A 24,197-nucleotide genomic window follows, 5' to 3' on the forward strand; every position below is an offset into this window, starting at 1 on the left:
TAGCTGTACGCAAACTACTGGAGCGTGGCGGTCAATCTGGCCACGTTATCCACATACTTGGCCAGCGGGGGCCTATCCATCCAGTCGTCCAGCATAAGCTCACGGGACACCTCGCGATACGTGGATTCAACCGCGCGCATGAGGTCCACGGTTTCGGCGCCCAAAAGCATCACCGAAACCTCCATGTTCAGGGAGAAGGAGCGCATGTCCATGTTGCTGGAACCAAGAACGGCCACTTCGTCGTCGATAGTGAAGTGCTTGGCGTGGAGGACATATGGCGCCCGGTACAGGTAGATACGCACGCCAGCACCCAGCAACGCTTCATAGTAGGAGCGTTGGGCGTGGTGAACCAGGAATTGGTCGCCCTTTTCGGACACGAAGAGCTCCACATCGACGCCTCGCTGCGCGGCGGTGGTAATGGCGTAGAGGAGGGAGTCGTCCGGCACAAAGTAGGGGCTGCAGATGGAGATCCTGTGCTGCGCTGAATAGATCAGGGTGTTGAACAAGCGGAGGTTGTTCTCGGTGGCGAACCCTGGACCACTCGGCACTACTTGCGCTGTGACGCTGCCCGGAGAGGGCTGGCTTGGTAGTCGGAGCTGGTCCTCAAGGGATTCGTCCGTTTCGCTGAGCCAGTCTGTGGCGAAGACGACGTTGAGGGTTGCCACGATGGGACCTTCGAGCCGGGACATGAGTTCAACCCATTTACGGCCAACCTTGTGGTGCTTCGGGTTGTTGTACGAGGGCTCGATCAGGTTCTGGGAGCCGGTGAAAGCGATCTCGCCGTCGATCACCATGATCTTGCGGTGGTTCCGGAGGTCCGGACGCCGCCATTGACCATGGATGGGAAGCAGCGGAAGCATCCGCTTCCATTGGATCTTGCCTGCTTTGAGCCGGCGGATCAGGCGACGGTATCCCTTGACCCGCAGCGTTCCGATGTGGTCGAAGAGCAGCCTGACGGTGACACCCCGTTCAGCAGCGTTCTCAAGCTCGGTGAGCAGTTCGTCCGTCACGGAGTCGCTGCTCATGATGTAGAACTCGGCGTTGATGTAGCTCTTGGCACCCTTGACCGCTTCGGCCATGGCTTTGATGGACTCGTGGTACCCGGGGATCAGCTCAACCTTGTTGCCGTCAACCATGGGCAGCGAACCGAGGCGATGATTCAGCTCACCCGCTGACTTCACCCATTCCGGCCCCGAGTAAACGCTCACCGGGTCGGCAAGATCGGAGGTGACGGCACGAACGCGCCGATTTACCTCTTCCTGCTGCTCACGCCGTCGCTTGGACAGTTTGAAGTTGCCGAAAAGGAGGAAGAGAACAAACCCTACGGAAGGGATAAGGAACACAGCCAAAAGCCAGGCCATGGCAGTAGTGGGGCGCCTGTTACCGGGAATGATGCCCAGCAGGACGATCCGCATGACCACTTCCGCGATGGCCCACGCACCCAGTAACCAGGTCCACTCCTGGCCAAACGGAAAAGGAAAGAGCACCTGCAAACCCCCACGCTCCAAGAACAACAGTGACCTCAGCCTATCCGGCAAAGTCATGGCAACGGCACCGCACTAAGCTGGGAGCATGACTTCACCTGCTCCCACGGTCTTGGTTTTCCTGGACCCGGCCTTTGAAAACGGACGTGTTGCCGACTCCAGCCAGCCCCAGATCATGGCCACGGACCTTGGCGCCACGCGTGGCGACGGCGTGTTCGAATCACTCCTCGCCGTTCAAGGCCGTCCCCGCAAGGTGCAGGCTCATCTGAACCGCTTGAGCAGTTCCGCGGCAGCATTGGACCTGGTGCTTCCGGAGCAGGATGCCTGGCGCAAGGCGATCGATACCGCCATCAACGAGTTCCGCGACGTCCATCCTGCCCCTACGCCGGAGGAAGACGAGGTTGTGGTCAAGTTAATCGTCACCCGTGGTGTTGAAGGCGCAGCCAGCCCTACCTGCTGGGTGCAGGCTTCGCCCTCGCCCGCGGGCAGCCGACGGCAGCGTGAGACGGGCATCGACGTCGTCCTTTTGGACCGTGGCTTCGACACCGAAGCCGGTGAGCGTGCGCCGTGGCTGTTGCTGGGCGCCAAGACGCTCTCCTACGCGGTCAACATGGCTGCGCTGCGCTTCGCCCACAAACAAGGCGCAGACGACGCCATTTTTACGTCCACAGACGGCCGCGTCCTGGAGGGGCCGACGTCCACGGTCCTGTTGGCTCATGTGGAAACGGTCGACGACGGCGGCGGTTCCGTCAGGTCTGTTCGCCGGCTCATCACGCCTCAGCATGACAGTGGCATACTTCCCGGCACCTCGCAGGGTGCGCTGTTTGCCGCCGCGAAGGCCGCCGGATGGGAGCTCGGCTACGGGCCGCTTGTCCCCCAGGACCTGTTCGACGCCGACGCCGTGTGGCTCATCTCGAGCATCCGCCTGATTGCTCCCGTGAACCACATTAACGGCAAGGAAATCGGTACACCGGCTGTTCGGAAGCAACTCACTGCCGAGCTCAATGCGCTATTTGCGGGCATCGAGTAAGCCACGGGACTGCGAGAGTTTTCGCTGACGGAGCTCCGCTAGGAACCTAGCAGATGGCAAGTAGAGTAATCGCTCGCATGACTCAATGATTAGAACTTCTTGCCCTCGACCGTGGGTGGTCCGCGCGTTCAATCGCATTTCTTAGGCTCCTTGAAATGGTCATTCGCCATGTGATGAATCTTGTTCTCGTGTTAGTTGGATCACGTCCGGCTGGTACTACTTCAGACTTTGCTGGCTAACTTCCCGGAGGGAATATGGGACTCAGCTCCCCCACAGAAGCCGAAGCATCGGCACACGAGGCGCAGTCCCGGACTGACGCCTCACCCACAGGCCTCCGCCGGTCCATGGAGGCCCGGCACCTGGTGATGATCGCCATGGGCGGCGTCATCGGCTCTGGCCTGTTCGTTAGTTCCGGATACACCATCTCCACCGCCGGGCCCCTGGGCGCGGTCATCGCTTTCCTCATCGGCGCCGTGGTGGTCTATCTGGTGATGGCATGCCTCGGGGAGCTCGCTGTCGCGTTCCCCGTCTCCGGCGCCTTCCACATTTACGCTGCCCGCACCATCGGCCCGGCTACTGGTTTTGCCACAGCATGGCTGTACTGGCTCTGCTGGGCTGTGGCTTTAGGTTCCGAGTTCACGGCAGCGGGCCTACTCATGCAACGCTGGTTCCCGGGTGTGGACGTCTGGATCTGGTGCTTCGTCTTCGCCACCGTCCTGTTCACACTGAACGCCATTTCATCGCGTGTCTTTGGTGAATCAGAGTTCTGGTTCGCGCTCATCAAGGTCGCCGCCGTCGTCGGCCTGATCATCCTGGGCGGGGCCGCACTGGCCGGGTTCCACCCCCTCGCCGCTGGCGATTTCCCCTCCTTTGGCGAGAACTTCAGCACACCGGACGGGCTCTTCCCGAACGGCTTCACCGGCGTCTTCGTCACCTGCCTGGCAGTGTTCTATGCTTTCTCGGGCTCCGAACTGATCGGCGTTGCCGCCGGCGAGACCGCGAACCCCGGCGCGAACATCCCCAAGGCCATGCGGACCACGGTCATCCGGCTGATGATCTTCTTTGTTGGTGCGATCGTGGTCATCGCAGCCACCATTCCCTATGAGCAGGTCAGCGTGGACGAGAGCCCGTTCGTCACGGTCTTCTCCATGCTCGGCATCCCGTTCGCCGCGGACATCATGAACTTCGTGATCATCACGGCGCTTCTTTCGGCCGGTAACTGCGGGCTCTTCTCCTGCGCCCGCATGCTCTTCTCGCTGGCAGACGAAGGCCACGCACCCAAGGTATTCCGTAAATTGACCAAGCGCGGGATCCCCATGGTGGCCCTCTGCGTCAGCATGCTGGGTGGACTGGCTTCGCTGATCAGCAGCGTGGTTGCCCCGGCCACCGTCTACCTGGTGCTGGTCTCCGTGGCCGGTTTCGCCACTGTTGGTGTGTGGATGTCCATTGTGGCTTCACACTTCATCTACCGCCGGACCTTCATCAAGAACGGTGGAGACCTTTCAACGCTCCCCTACAAGGCCCCGTTGTTCCCGCTGGTGCCCATCCTCGCGTTCGCACTCTGTGTGGTGTCGCTGATCGGCATCGCGTTCGATCCCAACCAGGTGGCGGCACTGTTGTTCGGCGTCCCGTTCGTGGGGGCTTGCTACGCGATCTTCTACTTCAAATACGGGCGGCGGCGTTCGCTCAAGAAAGCAGCGAGTGGCTCTGCGGCTTCCTGACCTTCTGTGGATACAGATCAGCCCCTGTGCAACCTATTCCGGTTGTCCAGGGGCTGATCTCGTCTCAAACTAGGTCAGGAGCCCAGGCCAGCTGGGCCTCCACCACCGACTTTGATGGCCAAACCTCCCCGACACGCCAGCCACGGGGTGTGTCGACGGGCTCCCGCCGCCAAAGCAGGTGGATGCCGCACGCCCTTTCAGCGGTTGGACCTACTTCTTGGCAGCGCGGACCGGGTGCTCGCTCAAAATGGACAACCGGTTGAAGGCGTTGATCCCAATGGCCGCCATGCACAGCACGCTGATCTGCTCATCGCTGTAGTGCTGGCGCGCCTGGCCGAAGAGCTCCGGGCTGGGCCTCGATGAGCTCATGCGGGTGATCTGCTCCGCAATCTCCATGGCCAGGGCCTCAGCGGGCTCAAACAACTGCACTTCCTTGTACACGGCAACGAGGGACAGCCGTTGTTCCGTCTCGCCATACTTCAGGGCCCGACGATGGTGAAGGTCCAGGCAGAAGGCACAGCCGTTGATCTGCGAGCACAAGTAGTTGATGAGTTCAAGGGTGCGGCGCGGGATGCCAAGCCGGTCAGCTTCGTCCACCAGTTGCTGTGAATAGTGGCTCAGTGTGGCGTAGAGATCCGGCTGCTGCTTGTCCAGATAGCCGGCCAAACGTGGTGTTGTTTCCTGTTCAGGCATGCTTGGAGCCTAACGCAACGGGGGTTCCTGTCCTCGCTTCAGCTCCTGAATGCGCAGTCGCAAGAAGATGATTGCGAGCACCAAGGCGTAAATCACCAACGCGGCGACGGCCACCATCAGCAGGGTGTAGAGAATACCAACAAGTGAAAACAAGAAATCCCCCAATTTACGGCGGCAACGTGCCGGGCCGAAGCTTCAGATGCTAGCAGGCCTCAGGGACACGCGCAGGTCATCGTGAGAGAGGGATCACCCCAAACCCGAGGGACGTGAGAGAGGGATCACCCCAAACCCGAGGGACGTGAGAGAGGGTTCACTCGCGCGCGGCAGCGGTGTCGGCGGCGAGCCGGATGCCGTGCTCTGCCAGCCACACCGGGTTGAAGGCCTTGCTCATATAGTTCGTTCCGGCGTCGGGCGCGATGGCCACCACCACGGAACCGTGGGGCGCCGCCCGTGCCACACGAATGGCCGCAGCAACAGCGAGACCCGAGGACGGTCCCAGCGCGAGCCCTTCTTCGTCAAGGAGCCGGTGGACGGTGGTGTAGACCTCGTCGTTGGGGATGCGCAGGAAACGGTCCACGATGGAGCGGGCGAAAGCCTTCGGCCATTCGGGCTCGGGCCAGGAGTTGCCCACACCGTCCACCAGGATCTCGCCCGGATGTCCGCCGCTGTAGGCGGAGCCGTAGGGATCGGCGCCAACAACCTCCAGATGCCCGCCCGGCCGCGAAGCTGCCACGCGATCCTTCAAGAACCTGCCGTTCCCGCTGATGGTCCCACCGGTTCCGATGCCTGCAACGAAGTGGGTGATCAACCCGCCAGTTTGTTCCCAGATTTCCGGCCCGGTGGTTTCATAGTGCGCGGCGGGATTGGCAGGGTTGTCGAACTGCATCGGCCGCCACGCTCCGGGTGTCTCCGCGGTAATCCGCGCTGCCACTGCCCGGGCGTTTTCCGGCGATTCCGACGGTGCGTTCCAGTCGGTCAGGATGACGCGGGCGCCGTAGTTGTGCAACGCGGCGAGCTTCTCCTCGGAGATCGTGTCGCCGGTAACCACCACTACCGGGTGTCCGGTCAGGTGACCAATGAGGGCCAGCCCTATCCCGGTATTGCCGGACGTACTCTCCACAATGGTGGCGCCCGGCTTCAGTTCCCCGGACTTTTCCGCCGCCCGGACCATGCTCAGCGCTGTCCGGTCTTTGATGGAACCGCCTGGGTTTTCGGACTCGAGCTTGACATGGATGGTGCTGCCCAAGCCCCGGCCCAGCGCCTCCAACGTCACCAGAGGTGTGTTGCCCACCTTGTCCAGGACTGAAGCGTCCAGCCCGTCAGGGACGGAGACAGCCGCGTGCACTCCATGTTTGCGGATCACTGTACTCACCACGTTCTCTCCCCAGCCTCCGAAAATTCCCGGGCGACGGCATCACGTAACTCCGCCCGCGCCCGTTCCACCAAGTCCGGCGCGGATGGCCGGTGGGCGAGCACGTCCGCGAGTCGACCCACCACGAATCCGGTCCCCTTTCCCAGCGGCTGCGCGGCTCCTGCCTCAAGCAGCAAATATGAGGCCGTCAGCGCCTCGATCACCAAGAGCTTTTCCGCTGCCTCCACCGACTTTTCGAGTTGCTGCAAGGCAAGCGGGGCCAGGGTTGAATGGTCCTCGACGTCGGCAGAAAGAGTCGGCGCTCCCAGCGTGGCGGGGGCGGCAAGGAACTTGAGCTCGGCCAGCAGTCCGGCAGCCGAATACCAGAGCAGCCCGGGAAGTTCCTCCTGAGCCAGGCCCGCCCCGGAGGATGCCGACTCCAGATGGCGGGCGCGGATAGCCCGTTGCGGCGGATACAACTTGGCGATGCGACGTTCACTGGACATTCCCACGTGCGCCAACGCCAGCCGCAGGGCCTCAAACGCGAGCGCCAACTGCATCGGTTGGAAGTTCCCGCCGGACACCATGGCCCCGGACTCGATATCAACCAGCGGATTATCGCCGCGGCCGTTCAGTTCCACCTCCAAGGCAGCATCGAGCTGCGCCACGAGGGTTCGAAAGGCTCCGTGAGTTTGCGGCGCGGCCCTGAAGGACAACGCATCCTGAACGGACGCTTCGGGACGAACATCCTCGAGCCACCCACCGCCCAAGAGGCGGCGCACCGCGGCAGCCGAGTCCCGCTGCCCGTCCACCGCCTTGGCTGCCTGGATTGCCGGCGAAAACGGGCTGAGGTTCCCGCCGCCGTCGTACCTGGCGATTGTCTCCAGCGAGAGGGAAAGTGCGACGTCGGCCAGCTCGGCCAGGTGCCGCAGCCGCAGCAAGGCGAGCGTTCCGGCGCCCACCGAGTATGCGTTTGCGCTGACCAGGGCGAGGGCCTCACCGGGCGCGGGAACCAGGGGCTGCAGGCCGGCGTCGGCGAGCGCTTTGGCGCCGGAAATCAGGGTGCCGTCCGCCCCGAACGCTTCACCCTCCCCGATGGCAACGGCGGCGACGGCGGCAAGCTGGGTCAGGTCCGAGGACCCCACCGAACCTTCGCGCGGGATGGCGGGAAACACGCCTCGGTTGAGCATTTCGGCGTAAAACTCAGCGGTTTCGGGTCGGACTCCGGAGCCGCCGCGGCTGAACCCGATCAGTCGGGTGAGGATCACGGCCCGGGCGGCGGCGCGGTCCAGGTACGAGCCCACTCCGCTGTTGTGATACCTGATCACCTGGATCTGATAGGCAAGGAGGGACTTCTCCTCCACAGCCGTATCCCGTCCGGAGCCAAGCAGTGTGTTGAGTCCGTACACGCGTTGCCCGGAGGCTGCAGTCAGTGCCACAATTTCCCGCGATTTCTGTAGCAAAGACAACGCATCTTGGTTGAGTTTCACGTGAAACGCAGGATCTTCGGCAACACGGGCCACGTCCACAGCACGCACCGGAGCCGTGCCAATCACCAAGGTCAGCGGCGTACCGGTCACCATTAGAAGTCCAAGAGGTTCTGCCGGAACCCGCCGTTGCCGTAGCTCTTCCTCAACAGGCCGCGACGCCGCAGTTCGGGCGTGAGCTTGTCCAGCACGCTGTGCACCGTCACCGGGTCCACGAAGCCGGAGAAGAGGAACCCATCGCCACCCACCTCGGACCCTGTCGACTCCAGGTAGTCGGCGATCTCGCCTGCCGTGCCGATGATCGAGTCGCCCGCGCCGCCGCTGCGGGCCTGCAGGATCTGGCGCAGCGTGGAACCCGGAGGTGCGGCCTTGGCGAAATGCTCCAGGGTGCCTTGGTTGCTGTTGGTGGTCAATTCAGGCAGTGGCGCGTCGAGGTCGAACTGTTTGAAGTCGATTACGGAGAGGTAGGAGATGGAGTTCAGCTGGCTGTCGATGTCGCGTTGGGTGAGTTCCCGCCGCTGGGCCCGCAACTCCTCGGCCTCGGCCGGGGAACCAACAACGGTGGGCTTCAGGACGAAAAGTACCTTGACGTCGTCGGGATTGCGGCCGGCCTTCACAGCTTCTGCGCGAATCGAGTCCCGGTAGGACTTCATCCCGTCAACGCCACGCGCCAGGGCAATGGCCACGTCAGCATTGCCGCCGGCAAACGCCTTGCCCCGGGGAGAAGCACCGGCCTGAACCAGCACCGGTTCCTCAGGTAAAGGCGCAGTGTTCAGTGGGCCCCTGACCTTGAAGAAGTCACCCTGGTGGTTAATAGGGTGCACCTTGCTGTGGTCCGCGAACACCCCCGCGTCAACATCCTCAAGCACGGCGCCCGGTTCCCAACTGCGCCAAAGCCGCCTGACGACGTCGACGAATTCCTCCGCTTTCTCGTATCGGAGGTCATGCTCGATCTGTTGGTCCAAGCCGTAGTTCTGCGCGGCGAGGTCACTGCCGGACGTGACAACGTTCCAGCCAAGCTGCCCTTCAGAGAAGTGCTGCAGCGTCGCCAGGAGCCGGGCGGCCGTGAAAGGCGGGTAGAAGGAGGCGCTGACCGTCGGGACAATCCCGAGGTGCTCGGTGGCGGAAAGAAGGTAAGGGACCAACGCCAACGGATCATGCTTCGGGGCGAACGACGCGTGCGCCAGGGATACCTCGGCTGTGCCGCCATAGGTGTCCGGAACGGTGAGGGAATCTTCAATGATGAACAGGTCCAACCCGGATCGCTCAAACGCCCGGACGGCCTCCTGATACAGGGCGGGTTTCTTCCAGTCGTAGCCCAGGCCGTAGCCGGGAGTCCCCCAGCCCTGAACACCGAAACCGTGGCCTACGAACCATCCAAAGTGCAGCATGGGCTTGAGTGTAGAACTGCTTTGTCCGTTCACCGCGACCTGATTTCATGCGAAGTTACAGGGGGTCGTACTGGGTCAATTATGCTCCCGGGACGTCACATTTGGGCCGGACTCATGATGGTTGCATTTTCCACATACGGCGTTCACGTTGTTCCACAAACACCATGTGTCCGGAATGATCGCTGTATGAGTTCAGCCACCCGCACTTCCGCCAAGGATCGCCTTTCAGGCGTCTGGGCACTCAAGGGGTACAAACGTGAATGGCTGCGGCACGACGCCGTGGCGGGTGCTGCACTGTTTGCCCTGCTGGTGCCCGCGGGCATGGCCTACGCGCAAGCGGCTGGTTTGCCGCCTGTCACCGGGCTCTACGCCACGGTGATCCCGTTGCTGGTGTACGCCGTGGTGGGGCCATCCCGCATTCTGGTGTTGGGACCCGATTCCTCCCTTGCCCCGATGATCGCCGCAGCGATTGTTCCGCTCGCGGCCGGCAGCAGTGAAAGGTCGGTGGCACTCGCCGGGCTGTTGGCTGTGTTGATCGGGGCGATCATGCTCGCGGGCTCCGCACTGAAACTCGGTGCCATCACCGGTTTGCTGTCCAAACCCATCCGGCTCGGATACCTGAACGGAATCGCCTTGCTGGTGGCGTTGTCCCAGCTCCCGGCATTCCTGGGGATAGAGGCCGACGGCGACATCTGGCAAAAGCTCGCGAAGGTCACCACCGGGTTGCTGGGCGGCGGAGTCAACATCACCGCGCTGCTGCTGGGAATAGGTTCACTCGCGCTCATCTGGATCCCCAAACTTCTGAAGTGGAAGGTACCCGGCGTCCTGCTGGCGGTGGTGGGCTCATGCGTTGCAACAGCCCTTTGGGGCCTGAACGACGACGTCAAGGTCACCGGGGTTCTGCCGCAAGGGCTGCCGATGCCTGCGCTCGGCGGCATTGGCTGGGCTGACGCTCTGATGCTGCTTCCCGCTGCGGCCGGTATTGCCCTCATGGCCTTCGCGGACACCGGTGTCCTGTCCCAAACCCTGGCAGCCAAGGAAGGGAAGAAAGTCTCTGGCAACAGGGAGATGGCAGCCCTTGGGGCAGCCAACGCAGCCACCGGCTTGCTGGGCGGATTCCCTATCTCCGGGAGTACCTCGCGCACCCCTGTAGCTGTGGACGCCGGCGCCAAGTCCCAGATGACCGGGGTGGTGGGCGCGGTGCTGGTTGTGGCTTTCATGCTGCTGGCTCCCGGAGTTACCGGATACCTTCCTTCGGCAACCCTGGCCGCCGTCGTCATCGCGGCGGCGATTGCCTTGGCAGATCCGGCAGGCGTTAAGCGGCTCCTCAGCCTGAGCCGGAGCGAATCCGTGGTGATGCTGGCAGCGTTCCTGGGAGTCCTGACCGTAGGTGTGCTGCAGGGAATCGTCGTAGCCATAGCCTTGGCACTCCTGGACTTTGTTCGGCGGGCTTGGGACCCCTACCGGACAGAACTTGGCGCCGAATCCGGGCTCCCCGGATACCACGACCTCGAGCGGCACCCCGACGCCGCGCGCATCCCCGGGCTTCTGATCCTCCGGTTCGATGCACCTCTCTTCTTCGGCAACGGGCAGGTTCTGGCGGCCTTTGTCCGGGAACAGTTGGACGAAGCCCCTGAGGAGACTGCGGACCGGGTGACCCACGTCATCCTCGCCGCAGAGCCCATCACGGGGATCGACACCACCGCACTGGATGACCTTGTCACGCTGGACGAATGGCTGGCCAGCAAAGGTGTGGACCTTGTGTTCGCCGAACTGAAGGGACCTGTCAAGGACAAATTGGTCCGGCTGGGCACGGCAGCCCGGTTCACGCCCGACCATTTCTTCCCCACAGTGGGCGCCGCAGTGCGTGCACTGAAGCACGTATAAGGGAAGCGGCCTCCGATTACGCAACATGACGGCCGGACAACAGCCCGCAAGTGCAGCCCGGGGCCCGTGGATGTTACGTTTTTCTTGAGTAATGAGTACCAGCGCAAAGCCCTGACTTGCTGGTCGGCAACCCTCTCTCCGGCGGGGTGCCTCAGGTGACTACTCGGCGTATCGACAACTCGAACTGCAAGCGTGACTGAGGAGCACCAGCTATGCCTGAACCCACTGAAGAAAAACTTTCCTATCGCCTGATTACAGGCCCGGATACCCGTGATTTCTGCGAGCGGATCCACAATGCCCTCGCCGAGGGCTATGTGCTCCATGGCAGCCCGGCAGCCACATTCAACGGCACGGACGTTATTGTGGCCCAAGCAATTGTGCTCCCCGCCGCCATCGCCAATGCCGATGCCGCCGTTGCCACCGCAGTGGACCAACTGGAGAACGACGACGAAGCGTTCGAGGGCCACGCATGAGCTACGCAGGTGACCTGACCCCGCACGATGCGTGGGCCAAGTTGGAAGAAGGCGCCATCCTGGTGGACGTCCGCACCGAGGGCGAGTGGGCCCACATCGGCATCCCGGACACCAAAGCCACCGAGAACGATCCCCTGTTCATTCAGTGGAACCTTGCCGGCGGTATCCCCAACTCCCGCTTCATCGAGGATTTGCGTCAGCAGGCCCCCGAGGATGACGGCGTTGAGCTGGTGTTCCTGTGCCGCTCCGGCCAGCGCTCCATCTCCGCCGCCATTGCCGCAACGCAGGCCGGCTTCACTGCCTACAACGTCCTGGAGGGCTTTGAAGGTGAACCGGACCGCTACGGTGAGCGCACAGTGAACGGTTGGAAGAACCGTGGCCTGCCGACGAATTTGGGGACCGAGTAAGTGACTTTCAATCCCGACGCCGCCGGTTGGAGCCCCGACACCCAGGCCGTCCGCGGTGGCCTTGACCGTACAAATTTCCAAGAAACGTCCGAGGCCGTTTTCCTGAACTCCGGGTTCGTGTACGAATCCGCCGCTGCCGCCGAGCGCGCCTTCACCGGTGAGGACGAACGTTTCGTTTACTCCCGCTACGGCAACCCGTCCGTCGCAACCTTCCAGGAGCGGCTGCGGCTGCTCGAAGGAACCGAAGCCTGCTTTGCGACGGCGTCGGGTATGTCCGCGGTCTTCACTGCTTTGGGTGCCCTGCTGGCTGCCGGCGACCGCGTGGTTGCCGCCCGCTCCCTGTTCGGCTCCTGCTTCGTGATCCTCAATGAGATCCTGCCGCGCTGGGGCGTTCACACGGTCTTCGTGGACGGCCCGGATTTGGAGCAGTGGCGTGAAGCCCTCTCCGAGCCCACCACCGCCGTCTTTTTTGAATCTCCGTCCAACCCCATGCAGGAGATCGTGGACATCGCTGCGGTCAGCGAGCTGGCTCACGCTGCCGGGGCCACCGTAGTGGTGGACAACGTCTTTGCCACTCCCCTGCTGCAACGCTGTGGAGAACTGGGCGCCGACGTGATCGTGTACTCCGGCACCAAGCACATCGACGGCCAAGGACGTGTTCTTGGCGGTGCGATCCTTGGCACGAAGGAATTCATCGATGGCCCGGTGAAGCAGCTCATGCGGCACACTGGTCCTGCATTGTCCGCGTTCAATGCCTGGGTGCTGACCAAGGGTTTGGAGACCATCGGACTGCGGGTAAACCACAGCTCGGCATCGGCGTTGAAGATCGCCGAGTGGCTCGAGCAGCAGCCTGCTATTAGCTGGGTCAAGTACCCCTTGTTGAAGTCTCACCCACAGTACGAGCTTGCAGCGAAGCAGATGAAGGCGGGCGGCACCGTCCTGACGTTTGAGCTGTCCCCTTCGGCCGGACGTTCAGCCAAAGAGGCTGCGTTCGCCCTGCTCGACGGCCTCCGCGTCATTGACATCTCCAACAACCTGGGCGACTCCAAGTCCCTCATCACCCACCCTGCCACCACCACCCACCGGGCCATGGGACCGGAGGGTCGGGCAGCAATCGGGCTTTCCGACGGCGTTGTCCGCCTGTCCGTAGGGCTCGAAGACGTGGACGACCTCATCTTGGATCTGGAGAAGGCCTTCAAACAGGTCTAACCTTGCTGCCATGAGCGGGAACCATCCCTATCGCCGTGCCGGAGCTGTGATCGTTGCCGGCACGGTGGTGTGGTTCGTTGGAATCTCTCCGGTCTCACGCGTTTACATCACACCCGACGACGCCGAGCGGCTGCGCATGCTGACAGCAGGCCAACGCGGATGGATCGTCGGCCAGCACCTTACGGCCGTGGGAACTGTCGCCGTGCCGGTGGGATTCGCCGCGTTCGCCCAAGCTGTTCAGGACAAGAGCGCTGTCCCGAAGCAGGGCCCTGCCCCGGACAAGAGCACCGTCCCTGGGCGAAGCACATCCTCGGGCAGTGCATCGCGCGGGAGGGCGAAGAAGTGGGCTTTCGCTGCATCCGCCGCCTTGCTCGCCGGCGCCCCGTTCTTCGTCTCAAGCCTCGCCCGGCGGGCTTCTGACATCGAAGGGTTCGCCTATCGCAGGGGGTCCAGCGCGCCGTTCCTGGCATATTCCGGGCTGCATGTCGTGGCGTTGGCTGCGCTTGGTGGGAGTCTTCTTTCCTTGCCGACTAAACGGTGGATCGCTGTCACGGCTGCGGCCAGCGCACCCGTCTACGGCGCCATCCTTGTGGCGAAGAAGGACATTCCGCCGCTCTTTTTCTACTTAGTGGAAGGGACCATCGGCGCATACCTGATGGCATGGAAAGAGCCGGACTCCAAGGCCGCCTGACCGACTTTGAGCAGCTCCAGCTCGCCTTGGCCAGCCCCTCAACCGTTGCGCACCCGTTTCCGCCATCCGCACCAGAGGTAACTGGCGCAGATGGCGGAAACGGAAGCGCAAGAGGCGGGAACGGGCGCGTCCAGCGGGAACGGGCGCGTCCAGCGGGAACGGGCGCGTGCGGCAGCCCCGACCCTAGTCCTGGAAGTACTCGATCTTCGCGCCAATGGTGTTCAGGCGCTCTGCCAGGTCCTCGTAGCCGCGCTCGATCACGTAGATGTTGCGAAGCTCCGAGGTTCCCCTGGCAGCCAACATGGCCAAGAGCAGGCAAGCGGCCGGGCGCAGGGCTGGCGGGCAGCCGATTTCCGCGGCACGCCACTTGGTGGGGCCGTTGACGTAGATCCGGTGCGGGTCCAGGAGCTGTACCTGAGCGCCCAGCTTGTTGAGTTCGGTCAGGTAAATGGCACGATTCTCGTAGACCCAGTCGTGAATCATGGTCTGGCCCTCGGCATTGCCCGCGATCACTGCGAAGAACGGCAGGTTGTCGATGTTCAGGCCCGGGAACGGCATGGGGTGGATCTTGTCCTGCGGGGCGCGGAGCTCCGATGGCTTGGTGGTGACGTCCACCAGGCGGGTGCGTCCGTTGCGTGCCATGTACTCGCCGGAAACCTCGAGGTTCTGGCCCATCTGCTCCAGGGTGGCGAGTTCAATTTCCATGAACTCGATGGGAACCCTGCGGATGGTGACCTCGGAGTTGGTCACGATGCCGGCGGTGATCAGGCTCATGGCCTCAATCGGGTCCTCCGACGGGAAGTACTCGATATCCACGTCAATGGCCGAGCGTCCGGTGATCTTCAGCGTGGTGGTTCCCACGCCGTCAATGTCCACACCGAGGCCCTGCAGGTAGAAGCAGAGGTCCTGCACCATGTAGTTGGGGCTGGCGTTCCGAATGATGGTGGTGCCTTCGCGGTGGGCCGCCGCCATGATGGCGTTCTCCGTTACGGTATCGCCGCGTTCGGTCAGGACGAAGGAGCGATCGAGATCGTCGGCGGGAGGTGCAGTCACGGAGTAGAAACCGGACTTCGCCTCTACCTCGAGGCCGAACTGGCGAAGCGCCTGCATATGTGGTTCCACCGTGCGCGTTCCGAGGTCACAGCCACCGGCGTAGGGAAGAAGGTATTCGCTGGTTTCGTCCAGGAGGGGACCCAGCAGCATGATGACGCTGCGGGTACGCCGGGCGGCGTCAACATCCATGGACTCAAGATCCAGCACCTCGGGGCGCCGGATGCGGAGATCGCTGCCGTTGAGCCATGTACATTCCATGCCGATGGAGGTCAGCACCTCAACGATCCTGTTGACTTCCTCAATCCGGGCGAGCCGCCGCAGCGTGGTGGTGCCGCGGTTGATGAGGCTCGCGCACAAAAGTGCCACGCCGGCGTTCTTGCTGCTGTTGACGTCCACTTCACCGGAGAGGGTCCGGCCGCCCTCCACGCGGAGGTGGGTCATCTGAGGCTTGGCCACTTTGACGATGGACCGCCCAAAAATGGCTTCGAGGCGTTCGATCATTCTGAGGCTGAGATTCTGTTTGCCCTGTTCCATCCGGGCGATTGCGCTCTGGCTGGTTCCCAGCTCAGTAGCCAGCTGCCCCTGCGTCCAGCCTTTTTCGCCACGGGCGTCGCGGAGCAGGAGGCCTACATGTTCGGCGGTAGGTTGCGTCATAACCAATAAATATCACAAGTGATCTAGAAGTTGAGTGCAACATGCCAATTCAGCGGTAAACATCACACCGTACCCGCCCTGTGCGATATAGGGCTCGACGTCGGCGACTCGCCGTGGGCGAACGCTTTCCCTCAATTTCTTCAAGGGTAGAGCTCCCCATTGTGCCCCAACGGGAGTTGGCGAAGGATGTACAGGAAAGCTCAGGGGGAAATATGCCTTTCTACGGCGCCGACGTCGATCAGCTCAAAGCACTATCGAAAACCCTTGCCAGCGGGGCCTCGCTGCTGACCACCCGCGCCCGGGAACTCGACTCCTTGATCGCGCAGGGCGGCTACTGGCAGGGACAGGACGCCAAACGCTTCTCCTCCGAGTGGCAGGGCCACTTGCGGCCGCTGCTCGAAAGGACCTCCCGGGGAATAGAAGAAGCGTCCAAGGCTGTGCTCACCAATGCGGACGAGCAGTCGAGCGCGTCCACTAAGGGCGGCAGCGGTAGCGGTGGCAGCGGTTCAGGCAGCGGCGGCTCAGGGAGCAGCGGTTCAGGAAATTCCGGCGATTCAGCCAAGCCGGCGAACGATCCCACAACAAAGGCCACGGACCCCACCCAGCCCACACCCCAGGAAATCCTGGAGCAGTACCAAGTCAGCGACGCCGAGACCACCAACTGGCCCGGCGACTGGGATCCGCTGCGATTCGTGACGGATCAGAGAGTGGTTACCGAGAAGGAAGCGGAACTGCTGAACGGCCTTGGACCTTTTGAGCTGAACGCTTTCAAGGGCATTCACGACGACGCCTTCAGTGTTGCCGATGAGCGATTCCCCAGCGAAGACCGCAACGATGACCAGAATGACGCTTTCCGCCACGCCTATTGGAACGCCCTCATGGTCAAGGAGTTCGGCGCTGACTGGGCTGAGGACTACGCCACCGCCCACGAGCAACTTCCCGGAAACCCGGCTCCACGCGAAGCAATGGATCTGTACAACAATGAGGTTGGCCGCAATGTAGCCATAGCCAATCCGGATGCCAGTGCTGAGGAGCTTGCAGACTTGATCGAGGAAGCCGTCAACAACGGAGACACTGTGGTGGTGGGACCTGACCTGTTGCCGCACCCGTCCAACCAGATCCCCGCCGACCAGACGGGCGACGCCGGCAATGCCGAGCCCGCCCCTGGTGAAGATCCTGAGTTCAACGACGAGTCCAGGACTACTTCGTGAGCCGTCCTGCCAACCCAAACGTACGACGCCGCACCAAGACTGCGGTGCCCCGCGTCACCATGACCAGCCTGCTCACCTTAGTTCTGGCCTGCGCCTTGGCCGCCTGTTCCCTCGGAGGATCCGTCATGCCCGAAACGAACGACCACCTCAACAATCAGGTCCTGGAGTCCGCCACGAACGGCACGGCACTCAAGCTGTCCGATGCCACGGATTTCGACTGGGACCAAGCAGGTTTTGTCACGTCTGGAACCCCGGCCAAGGACATTGAGGAAACCTTTGGGGAACCGCTCACCAAGGAGAGCCGCTACACCGCGTCACCGGCACTCTTCGTTTTCTTGAAGGACGGCAAAGTCACCAAAGCGGTCCGCATCGTCCCGGACGCCTTCTCCGGGGCCGACGCCAGGAAGAAGTATGGCCGCGACGTGGTGCTCACTCCGCGGGAGGGGCAGAAGGGCTATCTCAACTGGCGCGAGTAACGCCCACCGCGAGTAAACCGCCACTCGCTAGACCCGCCAGTACCCCAGAGCATCAATCCGGTGCTTATCCACGCCGAGTCCTTTTCTCAGGTGCTTGACGATTGCCCGCGTACTTGATGCTTCGCAAGCGATCCAGAAGAAGTCGTCCGCCACGGAAACAGCGTCTGCCGTGAGCGCAGCGCAGACTTCCTCCACCAGGGCGGCACCGTCACGTTTGCGCGGAACCCAGGTGACGACGTCGGAATCGGAGGTACGCACCTCAAGTGAGGGGTCGGCGTCGTGCTGGTATTCAAGCCACGCCGTCACGGGAGCTGCGCCTGCAGCAACACGCTGCCGCTCATCCAGCAGTGAATTGATGGCCGGGATGGAAGCGGGATCGCCTACCACCCAGATCCGCCGCGGGGCTGGCTGCGGGAAAGTGAAGGAGCTGCCTTGGACGGTGGCATCAATGGTGTCGCCTGGCTGCACTGAGCGCGCCCAATCCGCAGCAACGCCGTGATGCATCGCGAAGTCCATGCTGAACGTACCGTCTGCAGGGGAGGCGTTGACCACGGTGTAGGCGCGCTGGTGGGCCTTACCGGAATCGTTGAACCAGAGCCGGATCCACAGGGTGGGATGCAGGCCGCTGCGCTCCAGTAGTCCGCCGTCCCGCACGTGCACGCGGAGGAAGTCAGGGGTAATTTCTTCACTCCCCGTGACTTCCAGCGTGAAGTCCTTGGCGCCCATGACTTTGAGGACGACGCCTTCCCAATTGCGCTTCAAGCAACACTCCTTCACGAAGGTCCACGATTTGTGAACGGGGCCAAAGCCATTTATCTTGAGCTTAAGTAAGCCTAACCTAAGCTCGAAAGCGGCCTGAGATTATGACGCCTGCCCCAACGCAGCAACCCGCCCCGGCAGGCGGCCCCGGAACGTACCGGGATCAGTGGGGAATCCCGCATTTGTGGGCTGACTCAGCCGATGAACTCGCCTTTCTGCAAGGTATGAATGCGGCCACGGACCGCTCCTGGCAGATCGAGCTGGAACGGTGGCGTTCGGAAGGCCGCACAGCCGAAGTACTGGGCGCAGACGCGGTGCTCTGGGACCGTTTTGCCCGGCAAGCGCGGCTGGATGACACCGCGCGCCGCTGCTTCGAAAACCTCGACGCCGTCACTCAACGCTGGTGCGGGCAGTACGTGGCCGGCGTCAATCAAGCACTCGCGGAAGGCCATCGGGGCGGAGCCGAGTTCCAAGAGTCCGGGTGCGAACCCGAGCCGTGGAATCCATGGACCCCGCTCGGCGTCTTCCTGGTGCACCACATCCTCTTCTCCACCTTCCCCAACAAACTGTTCCGGGCACACGTCGCGCGAACGCTCGGCGAGGATGCCGTCAGCCTGTTCAGCATCGAAGCGCCCGTTTGGTCAGGCAGTAACGCCTGGGCCGCCCACGGCTCGACGACGGCCACCGGCCTGCCGCTGATAGCCGGCGACCCCCACCGGCTCATGGAACTCCCCGGCGTCTACCAACAAATACGGCTGGCCTGCCCAGAGTTCGACGCGATCGGATTCGCGTTCCCCGGAGTCCCCGGCCTCCCCCATTTTGCCCACACCGGCACCACCGCCTGGGCCATCACCAACGCCATGGCCGATTACCAGGACCTCTTCGTGGAGGAGCTGCGACGGATCAGCGACACCTTCGGAGAGCGCGTCGAGGCGCGGGGAGCGGAATCCTGGGAACCCGTCGTCGTGAGTTCCGAAACCATCACCGTCCGCGGCGGTGAGCCAGTGACCGTTGAGATTATTGAAACCGCGCGCGGTCCGGTGATCTCCGAAACGCCCGACGGCGGAGCACTCAGCTTGCGCTTCCCGGCCAGGGTTGAGGGGCGGCTGGGTTTCGAGGCCCTCCTGCCGCTGCTGCGGAGCCGGAGTGCCTCCGAGGTGGAAGCCGCGTTCGATGCTTGGGTGGAGCCCGTCAACAGCGTGGTGGCCGCGGACGTTTCCGGGTCTGTTCGGCATTTTGTTGCCGGACTGGTTCCGCAACGGAATCCGGCCAACCGCCGCTTGCCCGCCCCGGCCTTCTCGGCCCGCCATGAGTGGGAAGGACAGTACGTGATCCTGCCCCGCACCGAGGTTCAGCGTTTTGCCGTGAGCGCGAACGACCGCGATGCCGGCGGAGGTGATGCCGTGGCCATGGAGTTCGCGCCCGCGCACCGTGCCCTGCGTATAAGGGAGCTCCTGGAATCGGCTCCGGCGCCGTTGTCCGCGGATGACCTGCAAGCCATCCACATGGACGCCTTGCTGGGTCCGTGGCCACTGTTCCGGTCATTGCTCTCCGGACTGGCCGCCGAGGACCTGTCCGCGGAGGCCAAGGAACTGCGTTCGCTGTTGTTGACGTGGGATGGCCTGATGGATGCCGGCAGCCATGAAGCCGCCGTCTTCGCAGCATGGCGCGGCGCCATGGTCCAGCGCTTGGCCCGGCACCCTGCACTGGCTCCCCTGAATGAGCCCACCGGCTATTCCCCACTCTTCGGACCGTGGTTGTCCGTGGCCTCCCGCATTGGTTTCGCCGTGGAGACCCTGCTGGTTCGAGGCAACGAACGTGGCATCAGCGTTGGAGTGGAAGCCGGCGCAGCGCTTGAAGACGTGGCGTTGGAGGAGGCCATGCTCAACGGCGCTGCCTGGGGTGACCGGCACAAGCTTCTGGCCGTTCATGTCCTCCCCGGACCGCTCGCCTCCTCCGCGCCCACTGCTGATCTCAGCGGAGACACCGGGTGCGTCCTGTGCACCGAGAGCCTGCCCGGCATGGATGACCGAAGCTTCCGTGGACCCGTAGCCCGTTACGTCTGGGACCTGGCCGACCGGCGCAACAGCCGTTGGATAGTGCCATTCGGTTCTTCCGGCACACCGGGCCACCAGCACTTCGCCGATCAGCTCCCGCTCTGGACCGCGGGGCAACTCGCCCACGTGGTCACAGACTGGCCTGAACTGACCAGAGATCACCACTGACCCACCCGTTTCCCCCAGCAAGCTCGCATCAACTCCGCATCAGCCCGCATCAGCCCCGAAGGAAGCCATGACCACCACCACCCAGGACTTCTCCGTCCGCTCCACCGTCTACTCCGAAGACCTCGAAGGATGGGGCGCACTGCGGCTTGTCCCGCTGGTTCCTGCCGAGGACATTGACCTCATCTACGAATGGGTCACCCAGCCCCGCGCCAAGTTCTGGGGCATGACGGAGAACTCCCGGGAAGAAGTCTTGGAGATTTACGAGTTCCTTGACTCCCTGGAAACCCACCACACCTTCCTGGCCATCCTTGATGGCGAGCCACTGGCCCTCTTCCAGACGTACGAGCCGCTGCACGATCCCGTGGGCGAGGCCTACCCGGCCCGCGAGGCAGACATCGGCATGCACCTGCTCCTGGCCCCCGCCACCCGGCCCATCCCGCACTTCACGCCGAAGCTTGGCACGTCCCTGATCAAGTACATGTTCTCCCTGCCGGGCAAGGACCGGATTGTGGTGGAGCCGGACTCCCGCAACGCCAAGGCCCTCCGGCGCCTGGAAGCGACGTGTTTCGAGCTGGGCCCCATCATTCAGCTCGCGGAGAAGGAAGCCCAGTTGGGGTTCTTGACCCGCGCGGGGTTCGACGAAATCCAGGAGCAGCAGGCACCGTAGCCTCCTCTGAACAGCGAAGTGCCGCCGGCGCCCCCAACAGGCCGGCGGCACGCTTGGTGCCAGCTCACCAACGCCTCCAGCGCTAGCGCCAGACGAAACTCCAGGTTCCGGCCCCTACGGCCGTCAGCACCGCACCGGCTGCGATGACCAGTCCGCCGAGGACCACCCACGCATCCAGCATCGAGTACGTGGATTCACGCGCCCACGTCCGCTGCCCGCCGCCGAAACCGCGCGCTTCCATGGTCACTGCCAGCCGGGAAGCCCTGCGGACGGCTTGGACCAACAGGCCAAAGCTCTGCCCGAGGGTTGCTTTGAGCCGTTGGAACGGGCTGCCTTGGGAACCCACACCACGGGCCCGGCGGGCCATTCCGATGGTCTGCCATTCCTCAGCCATCAACCCCACCAGCCGCATCGCCGCGAGCGAGCCCAGGACGAACCGGTGCGGCAGCTTTGCCTTCTGCGCCAAGGCATCAGCCAGGTCCGTGGGATCGGTGCAGGTCATCAGGAGGATGGCCGGCAACGCAATCGCCAAGCCGCGCAGCATGAAACCCAGCCCCAGCTCCAAGGAACCTTCACTGATGGACCAGAGTCCGACGTCGAGCAGTACAGCGCCGCTGTCCGCCGCCACAATCGCGGTACTCCAGCCGCCAATCGCTGCCGCGATGATCAGGGGCCAGGCCCGCTGCCACAGAAGCCTGAGGGTGAGTCCGGCCAGCGGGAAGAGCGCCAGTTCCGCAAGGAGTGCCGTGGAGGCGGAGACCCAGTCGATGGACAGGGCCAGCACCAGGGAAATCAGGAAAACGGACGCGAACTTGGCCAAAGGGTTGGCTTTGGTCAGGAGGGCGTGGTTCCCGCGCAGGTTCAGGGCGTCCCTCATGCTGCACCCGCTGCCTGACGCGTGGCTTCACCCTGGTGGACCGGGCCGAGCCGCAATTCCGTTCCGCCGAGCACCGTACTGAATTCTTGGTCGTGGGTCACGGAGACCACCGCGGTTCCGGCATCCAGCAGCTCGGAAAGGAACGACGCCAGCTCTGCCCAGGTGTTGGCGTCCTGACCGAACGTGGGCTCGTCCAGGACAAGCACTTTCGGATGGGCCGCGAGCACCGTGGCCACCGAAAGCCGCCGCTTCTCCCCGCCGGACAATGTGTACGGGTTCGCATCCACCAGGTGCGTCAACCGCAACCGCTCCAGCAGTTCATCCACACGTTCTTCGCCGTGGCCAAGATGCTTCGGACCAAACATGAGCTCATCCAGGACGTTGCCTGTGACGAACTGATGCTCAGGTTCCTGGAAAACCGTCCCGATGCGGGAAATCAACTGCTCGGCTTTCCACCTGTACGGGTCAATACCGGCGCCCTGGGAAAGGTCGACGGCGGCACTGACCTTGCCGTCCACCGGCGCCAGAAGACCGGCCAACGTGAGCGCAAAAGTGGACTTTCCGGCACCGTTCGGACCCGTGATGGTCAACGCCTGGCCGGCCCTGACCTGTGCACTGATGCCCGTCTGCACCGGCACGGGCGGGATGGTCTTGAACCTCTTGCGTCGTGGCTTTTCCCGGGAAACAGCGAGGTCCTGGGCGGCGAGGAGGAGTGGGGCGGCGTGGGTCTCGTTGCGCCGTTCCCGGGTTGCCGGGACGTATCCCGGCACCCAGACGCCGGCCGACATCAGCATGGTCCGGGCTTCTGAAAGGACCTGGTCCGGTGGCCCGTCCAGGAGGACTCCCCCTGTGGCACTGGTTCCGCCAGCGGAGCCGTGAACCGCGGTTGACCCCGGCTGCAGGACCACAATCCTGTCCACCAGGTCCTTCCACACGGACACGCGGTGTTCCACCACAACAAGGGTGGCGCCGGTCTTGTCCAGGCACCGCCCCACCGCATCACGGACCTCCAGAACGCCTGCCGGATCCAGGTTGGCCGTTGGTTCGTCCAACAGAATCAGGCCGGGTCGCATCGCCAAAATGCCGGCCAGCGCAAGGCGTTGCTTCTGGCCTCCGGAGAGTGCCGCCGTCGGGTGATCCAACGCCAAACCGCCGCCTGCCGCGGTACGCAAGCCGACGTCGTCGAGCGCTTCATGGACGCGCGCCCAGATCTCCTCCCGCGGGACGGCCAGGTTCTCCGCACCGAAGGCGACGTCGTCCCCCACCCGGGAGAGGACCACCTGTGTTTCCGGGTCCTGCTGCATCAGCCCGGCGCGGCCACGCTGCTCACGGGGAGCAACGCCGTCGATCAGCAGGGAGCCGGTCTCATCCGAGTCGTCTTCCTCGTCACCCAGCACGCCCGCCAAGGCATGCAAGAGGGTGGACTTGCCGGCGCCGGAAGGACCCAGCAGCAGCACGCGCTCCCCCGGTTCAATCCGAAGGTCGAGGCCCTGAATGGCGGCTTGGGCCCGGCCGGAATGCCGCCACCCCCAGCCCTCGGCTGAGATGGCGGCAGGCCGCACCGCGCCGTTTTGCGTGGCGGACATCAGTTGAAAACTGGCTCCGACGCGGCCTTGCGCGAGGCGAAGGAGCTCAGCACGCCGGTCTTCGCCAAGCCGCGCGTCGCAACCCAGGAGAGTGCGCCCGCGATGATCGCCCCGGAAATGGTGGTGAAGGTGATGTACGCCAGCTTGTCCACCGCTTCGTAGGCGATGTTCCAGCCCCACGGCAGGAAGGAGTCGTTCAAACCGCAGAAGAGACCCGCGCCGGCGCCCGCGAGGAGGGCCGTGGGCAGGTTGAACTTCTTGTACCGGAACGCGGCGAAAATGAGCTCGGCGCCCAGTCCCTGCAGAATGCCGGAGATGAGCACCGTGGTGCCGTACTGCGAACCCATGATGAGCTCGCCCGTGGCGGCCACAGCTTCGCAGAACAGCGCTGCACCCGGCTTGCGGACAATGAGCATGCCCAGGACAGCGGGGATCATCCACCCACCGGCGATCAGACCGGTGAGCGGCGGATACGTCGCGTTCATGGGGATGGAGACCAGTGCCGCGCCCTGGGACCATGCCCAGAAGATCACGCCGCCGGCAATAGCGATCAAGGCCGCCACAACAATGTCTACAACACGCCAGTTATAACTGGTCTTCTTCACGTTTACCGTGGTCATTTTCTGCCTCCTGAGGTTACAGGAGGGGAAAGTGCTCCCCGGAACCCGGTAGGCCTGCGCCGCCCGGATCCGGACACTCTGAGAAGCTCGACTCCCTTGCGCCGGTACTAACCGGATCAGGTTCGAGGGTCTGCGGCTGTCCGCACTCTCAGCGCCCTCGCGTCTCCTGCATCTCTGCAGAGTCCGACGGCGGCGCTCCCCTGTCGTTATCAAATCTGCCCTGATGGGCTGGTTCAGTTTACACC

At 63.4% G+C, this 24,197-nt stretch carries 22 protein-coding genes and 2 riboswitches; of the genes, 11 read left to right on the forward strand and 11 right to left on the reverse strand.

What is annotated here, in order from left to right; all coding sequences use genetic code 11:
• Nucleotides 1–14: 14 nt before the first annotated feature.
• The gene (cls, locus tag AR689_RS06915; protein WP_156424545.1) at nucleotides 15–1,487 is read right to left on the reverse strand and encodes a cardiolipin synthase; all 1,473 of its coding nucleotides are present in this window, start codon (nucleotides 1,485–1,487) and stop codon (nucleotides 15–17) included.
• An 85-nt stretch (nucleotides 1,488–1,572) separates the two neighbouring features.
• Between cls and AR689_RS06920 the strand changes: the two genes are divergently transcribed.
• Both AR689_RS06920 and AR689_RS06925 read left to right on the forward strand, forming a co-directional pair.
• Nucleotides 1,573–2,514, forward strand: coding sequence for an aminodeoxychorismate lyase (locus AR689_RS06920; protein ID WP_062068365.1), 942 nt, complete (start codon nucleotides 1,573–1,575; stop codon nucleotides 2,512–2,514).
• A 254-nt stretch (nucleotides 2,515–2,768) separates the two neighbouring features.
• Nucleotides 2,769–4,235 (forward strand): amino acid permease, encoded by a 1,467-nt coding sequence (locus AR689_RS06925; RefSeq protein ID WP_062068367.1) that lies wholly within the window; start codon nucleotides 2,769–2,771, stop codon nucleotides 4,233–4,235.
• A 210-nt stretch (nucleotides 4,236–4,445) separates the two neighbouring features.
• On the opposite strand, the gene AR689_RS06930 is transcribed toward AR689_RS06925, so the two are convergent.
• From AR689_RS06930 to AR689_RS06945, 5 genes are all read right to left on the reverse strand, one after another.
• Complete coding sequence (locus AR689_RS06930) at nucleotides 4,446–4,928, reverse strand: carboxymuconolactone decarboxylase family protein (RefSeq protein ID WP_062068369.1); 483 nt, start codon at nucleotides 4,926–4,928, stop codon at nucleotides 4,446–4,448.
• A 9-nt stretch (nucleotides 4,929–4,937) separates the two neighbouring features.
• The gene (locus AR689_RS23290) at nucleotides 4,938–5,081 is read right to left on the reverse strand and encodes a hypothetical protein (RefSeq protein WP_165450169.1); all 144 of its coding nucleotides are present in this window, start codon (nucleotides 5,079–5,081) and stop codon (nucleotides 4,938–4,940) included.
• A gap of 157 nt (nucleotides 5,082–5,238) precedes the next feature.
• Nucleotides 5,239–6,303, reverse strand: a complete 1,065-nt coding sequence (locus AR689_RS06935) for a PLP-dependent cysteine synthase family protein (RefSeq protein ID WP_062068371.1) — start codon at nucleotides 6,301–6,303, stop codon at nucleotides 5,239–5,241.
• Nucleotides 6,297–7,862, reverse strand: a complete 1,566-nt coding sequence (locus AR689_RS06940; protein WP_062068373.1) for an aromatic amino acid ammonia-lyase — start codon at nucleotides 7,860–7,862, stop codon at nucleotides 6,297–6,299. The genes AR689_RS06935 and AR689_RS06940 overlap by 7 nt, the downstream gene beginning before the upstream one ends.
• The gene (locus AR689_RS06945; protein WP_062068375.1) at nucleotides 7,862–9,190 is read right to left on the reverse strand and encodes an NtaA/DmoA family FMN-dependent monooxygenase; all 1,329 of its coding nucleotides are present in this window, start codon (nucleotides 9,188–9,190) and stop codon (nucleotides 7,862–7,864) included. Before AR689_RS06945 ends, AR689_RS06940 begins: the two co-directional genes overlap by 1 nt.
• 153 nt (nucleotides 9,191–9,343) lie before the next feature.
• On the opposite strand from AR689_RS06945, the gene AR689_RS06950 reads away from it, so the two are divergent.
• From AR689_RS06950 to AR689_RS06970, 5 genes are all read left to right on the forward strand, one after another.
• Nucleotides 9,344–11,044 (forward strand): SulP family inorganic anion transporter, encoded by a 1,701-nt coding sequence (locus AR689_RS06950; RefSeq protein WP_062068376.1) that lies wholly within the window; start codon nucleotides 9,344–9,346, stop codon nucleotides 11,042–11,044.
• An 87-nt stretch (nucleotides 11,045–11,131) separates the two neighbouring features.
• Nucleotides 11,132–11,243, forward strand: a riboswitch (SAM riboswitch).
• A 13-nt stretch (nucleotides 11,244–11,256) separates the two neighbouring features.
• Nucleotides 11,257–11,517: a DUF1737 domain-containing protein gene (locus AR689_RS06955; protein ID WP_062068378.1), complete on the forward strand. Its 261-nt coding sequence runs from the start codon at nucleotides 11,257–11,259 to the stop codon at nucleotides 11,515–11,517.
• A complete protein-coding gene (locus tag AR689_RS06960) occupies nucleotides 11,514–11,924 on the forward strand; it encodes a rhodanese-like domain-containing protein (RefSeq protein ID WP_062068380.1) in 411 nt (136 codons plus the stop codon). Before AR689_RS06955 ends, AR689_RS06960 begins: the two co-directional genes overlap by 4 nt.
• Nucleotides 11,925–13,133: an O-succinylhomoserine sulfhydrylase gene (locus AR689_RS06965; protein ID WP_062068382.1), complete on the forward strand. Its 1,209-nt coding sequence runs from the start codon at nucleotides 11,925–11,927 to the stop codon at nucleotides 13,131–13,133.
• 10 nt (nucleotides 13,134–13,143) lie between these two features.
• Nucleotides 13,144–13,824 (forward strand): hypothetical protein, encoded by a 681-nt coding sequence (locus AR689_RS06970; protein ID WP_062068384.1) that lies wholly within the window; start codon nucleotides 13,144–13,146, stop codon nucleotides 13,822–13,824.
• Between the two features lie 183 nt (nucleotides 13,825–14,007).
• On the opposite strand, the gene AR689_RS06975 is transcribed toward AR689_RS06970, so the two are convergent.
• On the reverse strand, nucleotides 14,008–15,531 hold the full coding sequence (locus AR689_RS06975) for a UDP-N-acetylglucosamine 1-carboxyvinyltransferase (RefSeq protein WP_062068386.1): 1,524 nt from the start codon (nucleotides 15,529–15,531) through the stop codon (nucleotides 14,008–14,010).
• Nucleotides 15,532–15,743: 212 nt separating this feature from the next.
• Between AR689_RS06975 and AR689_RS06980 the strand changes: the two genes are divergently transcribed.
• Entirely contained in the window at nucleotides 15,744–16,742 is a 999-nt protein-coding gene (locus AR689_RS06980) for a WXG100 family type VII secretion target (protein ID WP_062068388.1), read from the forward strand.
• A complete protein-coding gene (locus AR689_RS06985) occupies nucleotides 16,739–17,218 on the forward strand; it encodes a hypothetical protein (protein ID WP_062068391.1) in 480 nt (159 codons plus the stop codon). The genes AR689_RS06980 and AR689_RS06985 overlap by 4 nt, the downstream gene beginning before the upstream one ends.
• A 27-nt stretch (nucleotides 17,219–17,245) precedes the next feature.
• Here the strand turns inward: AR689_RS06985 and AR689_RS06990 are convergent, their stop codons facing one another.
• Entirely contained in the window at nucleotides 17,246–17,980 is a 735-nt protein-coding gene (locus tag AR689_RS06990; protein ID WP_062068393.1) for a siderophore-interacting protein, read from the reverse strand.
• Between the two features lie 101 nt (nucleotides 17,981–18,081).
• Between AR689_RS06990 and AR689_RS06995 the strand changes: the two genes are divergently transcribed.
• Both AR689_RS06995 and AR689_RS07000 read left to right on the forward strand, forming a co-directional pair.
• Nucleotides 18,082–20,202 (forward strand): penicillin acylase family protein, encoded by a 2,121-nt coding sequence (locus AR689_RS06995; protein ID WP_062068395.1) that lies wholly within the window; start codon nucleotides 18,082–18,084, stop codon nucleotides 20,200–20,202.
• A gap of 67 nt (nucleotides 20,203–20,269) precedes the next feature.
• Nucleotides 20,270–20,869 (forward strand): GNAT family N-acetyltransferase, encoded by a 600-nt coding sequence (locus AR689_RS07000; protein ID WP_062068397.1) that lies wholly within the window; start codon nucleotides 20,270–20,272, stop codon nucleotides 20,867–20,869.
• An 82-nt stretch (nucleotides 20,870–20,951) separates the two neighbouring features.
• Here AR689_RS07000 and AR689_RS07005 read toward each other — a convergent pair whose 3' ends face one another.
• From AR689_RS07005 to AR689_RS07015, 3 genes are read right to left on the reverse strand one after another with little or no spacing between them, the layout of a single operon-like run.
• Nucleotides 20,952–21,746 (reverse strand): energy-coupling factor transporter transmembrane component T family protein, encoded by a 795-nt coding sequence (locus tag AR689_RS07005; protein ID WP_062068399.1) that lies wholly within the window; start codon nucleotides 21,744–21,746, stop codon nucleotides 20,952–20,954.
• Nucleotides 21,743–23,332 carry an ABC transporter ATP-binding protein gene (locus tag AR689_RS07010; protein WP_062068401.1) on the reverse strand — a complete coding sequence of 530 codons (1,590 nt, stop codon included), beginning with the start codon at nucleotides 23,330–23,332 and terminating at the stop codon, nucleotides 21,743–21,745. The genes AR689_RS07005 and AR689_RS07010 overlap by 4 nt, the downstream gene beginning before the upstream one ends.
• Nucleotides 23,332–23,952, reverse strand: coding sequence for an ECF transporter S component (locus AR689_RS07015; protein ID WP_062068403.1), 621 nt, complete (start codon nucleotides 23,950–23,952; stop codon nucleotides 23,332–23,334). The genes AR689_RS07010 and AR689_RS07015 overlap by 1 nt, the downstream gene beginning before the upstream one ends.
• Nucleotides 23,953–24,027: 75 nt before the next feature.
• Nucleotides 24,028–24,164: riboswitch (TPP riboswitch) on the reverse strand.
• Nucleotides 24,165–24,197 lie beyond the last annotated feature (33 nt).

The sequence above is a fragment of the Arthrobacter sp. EpRS71 genome (genome assembly GCF_001512285.1).
Classification (GTDB): domain Bacteria; phylum Actinomycetota; class Actinomycetes; order Actinomycetales; family Micrococcaceae; genus Arthrobacter.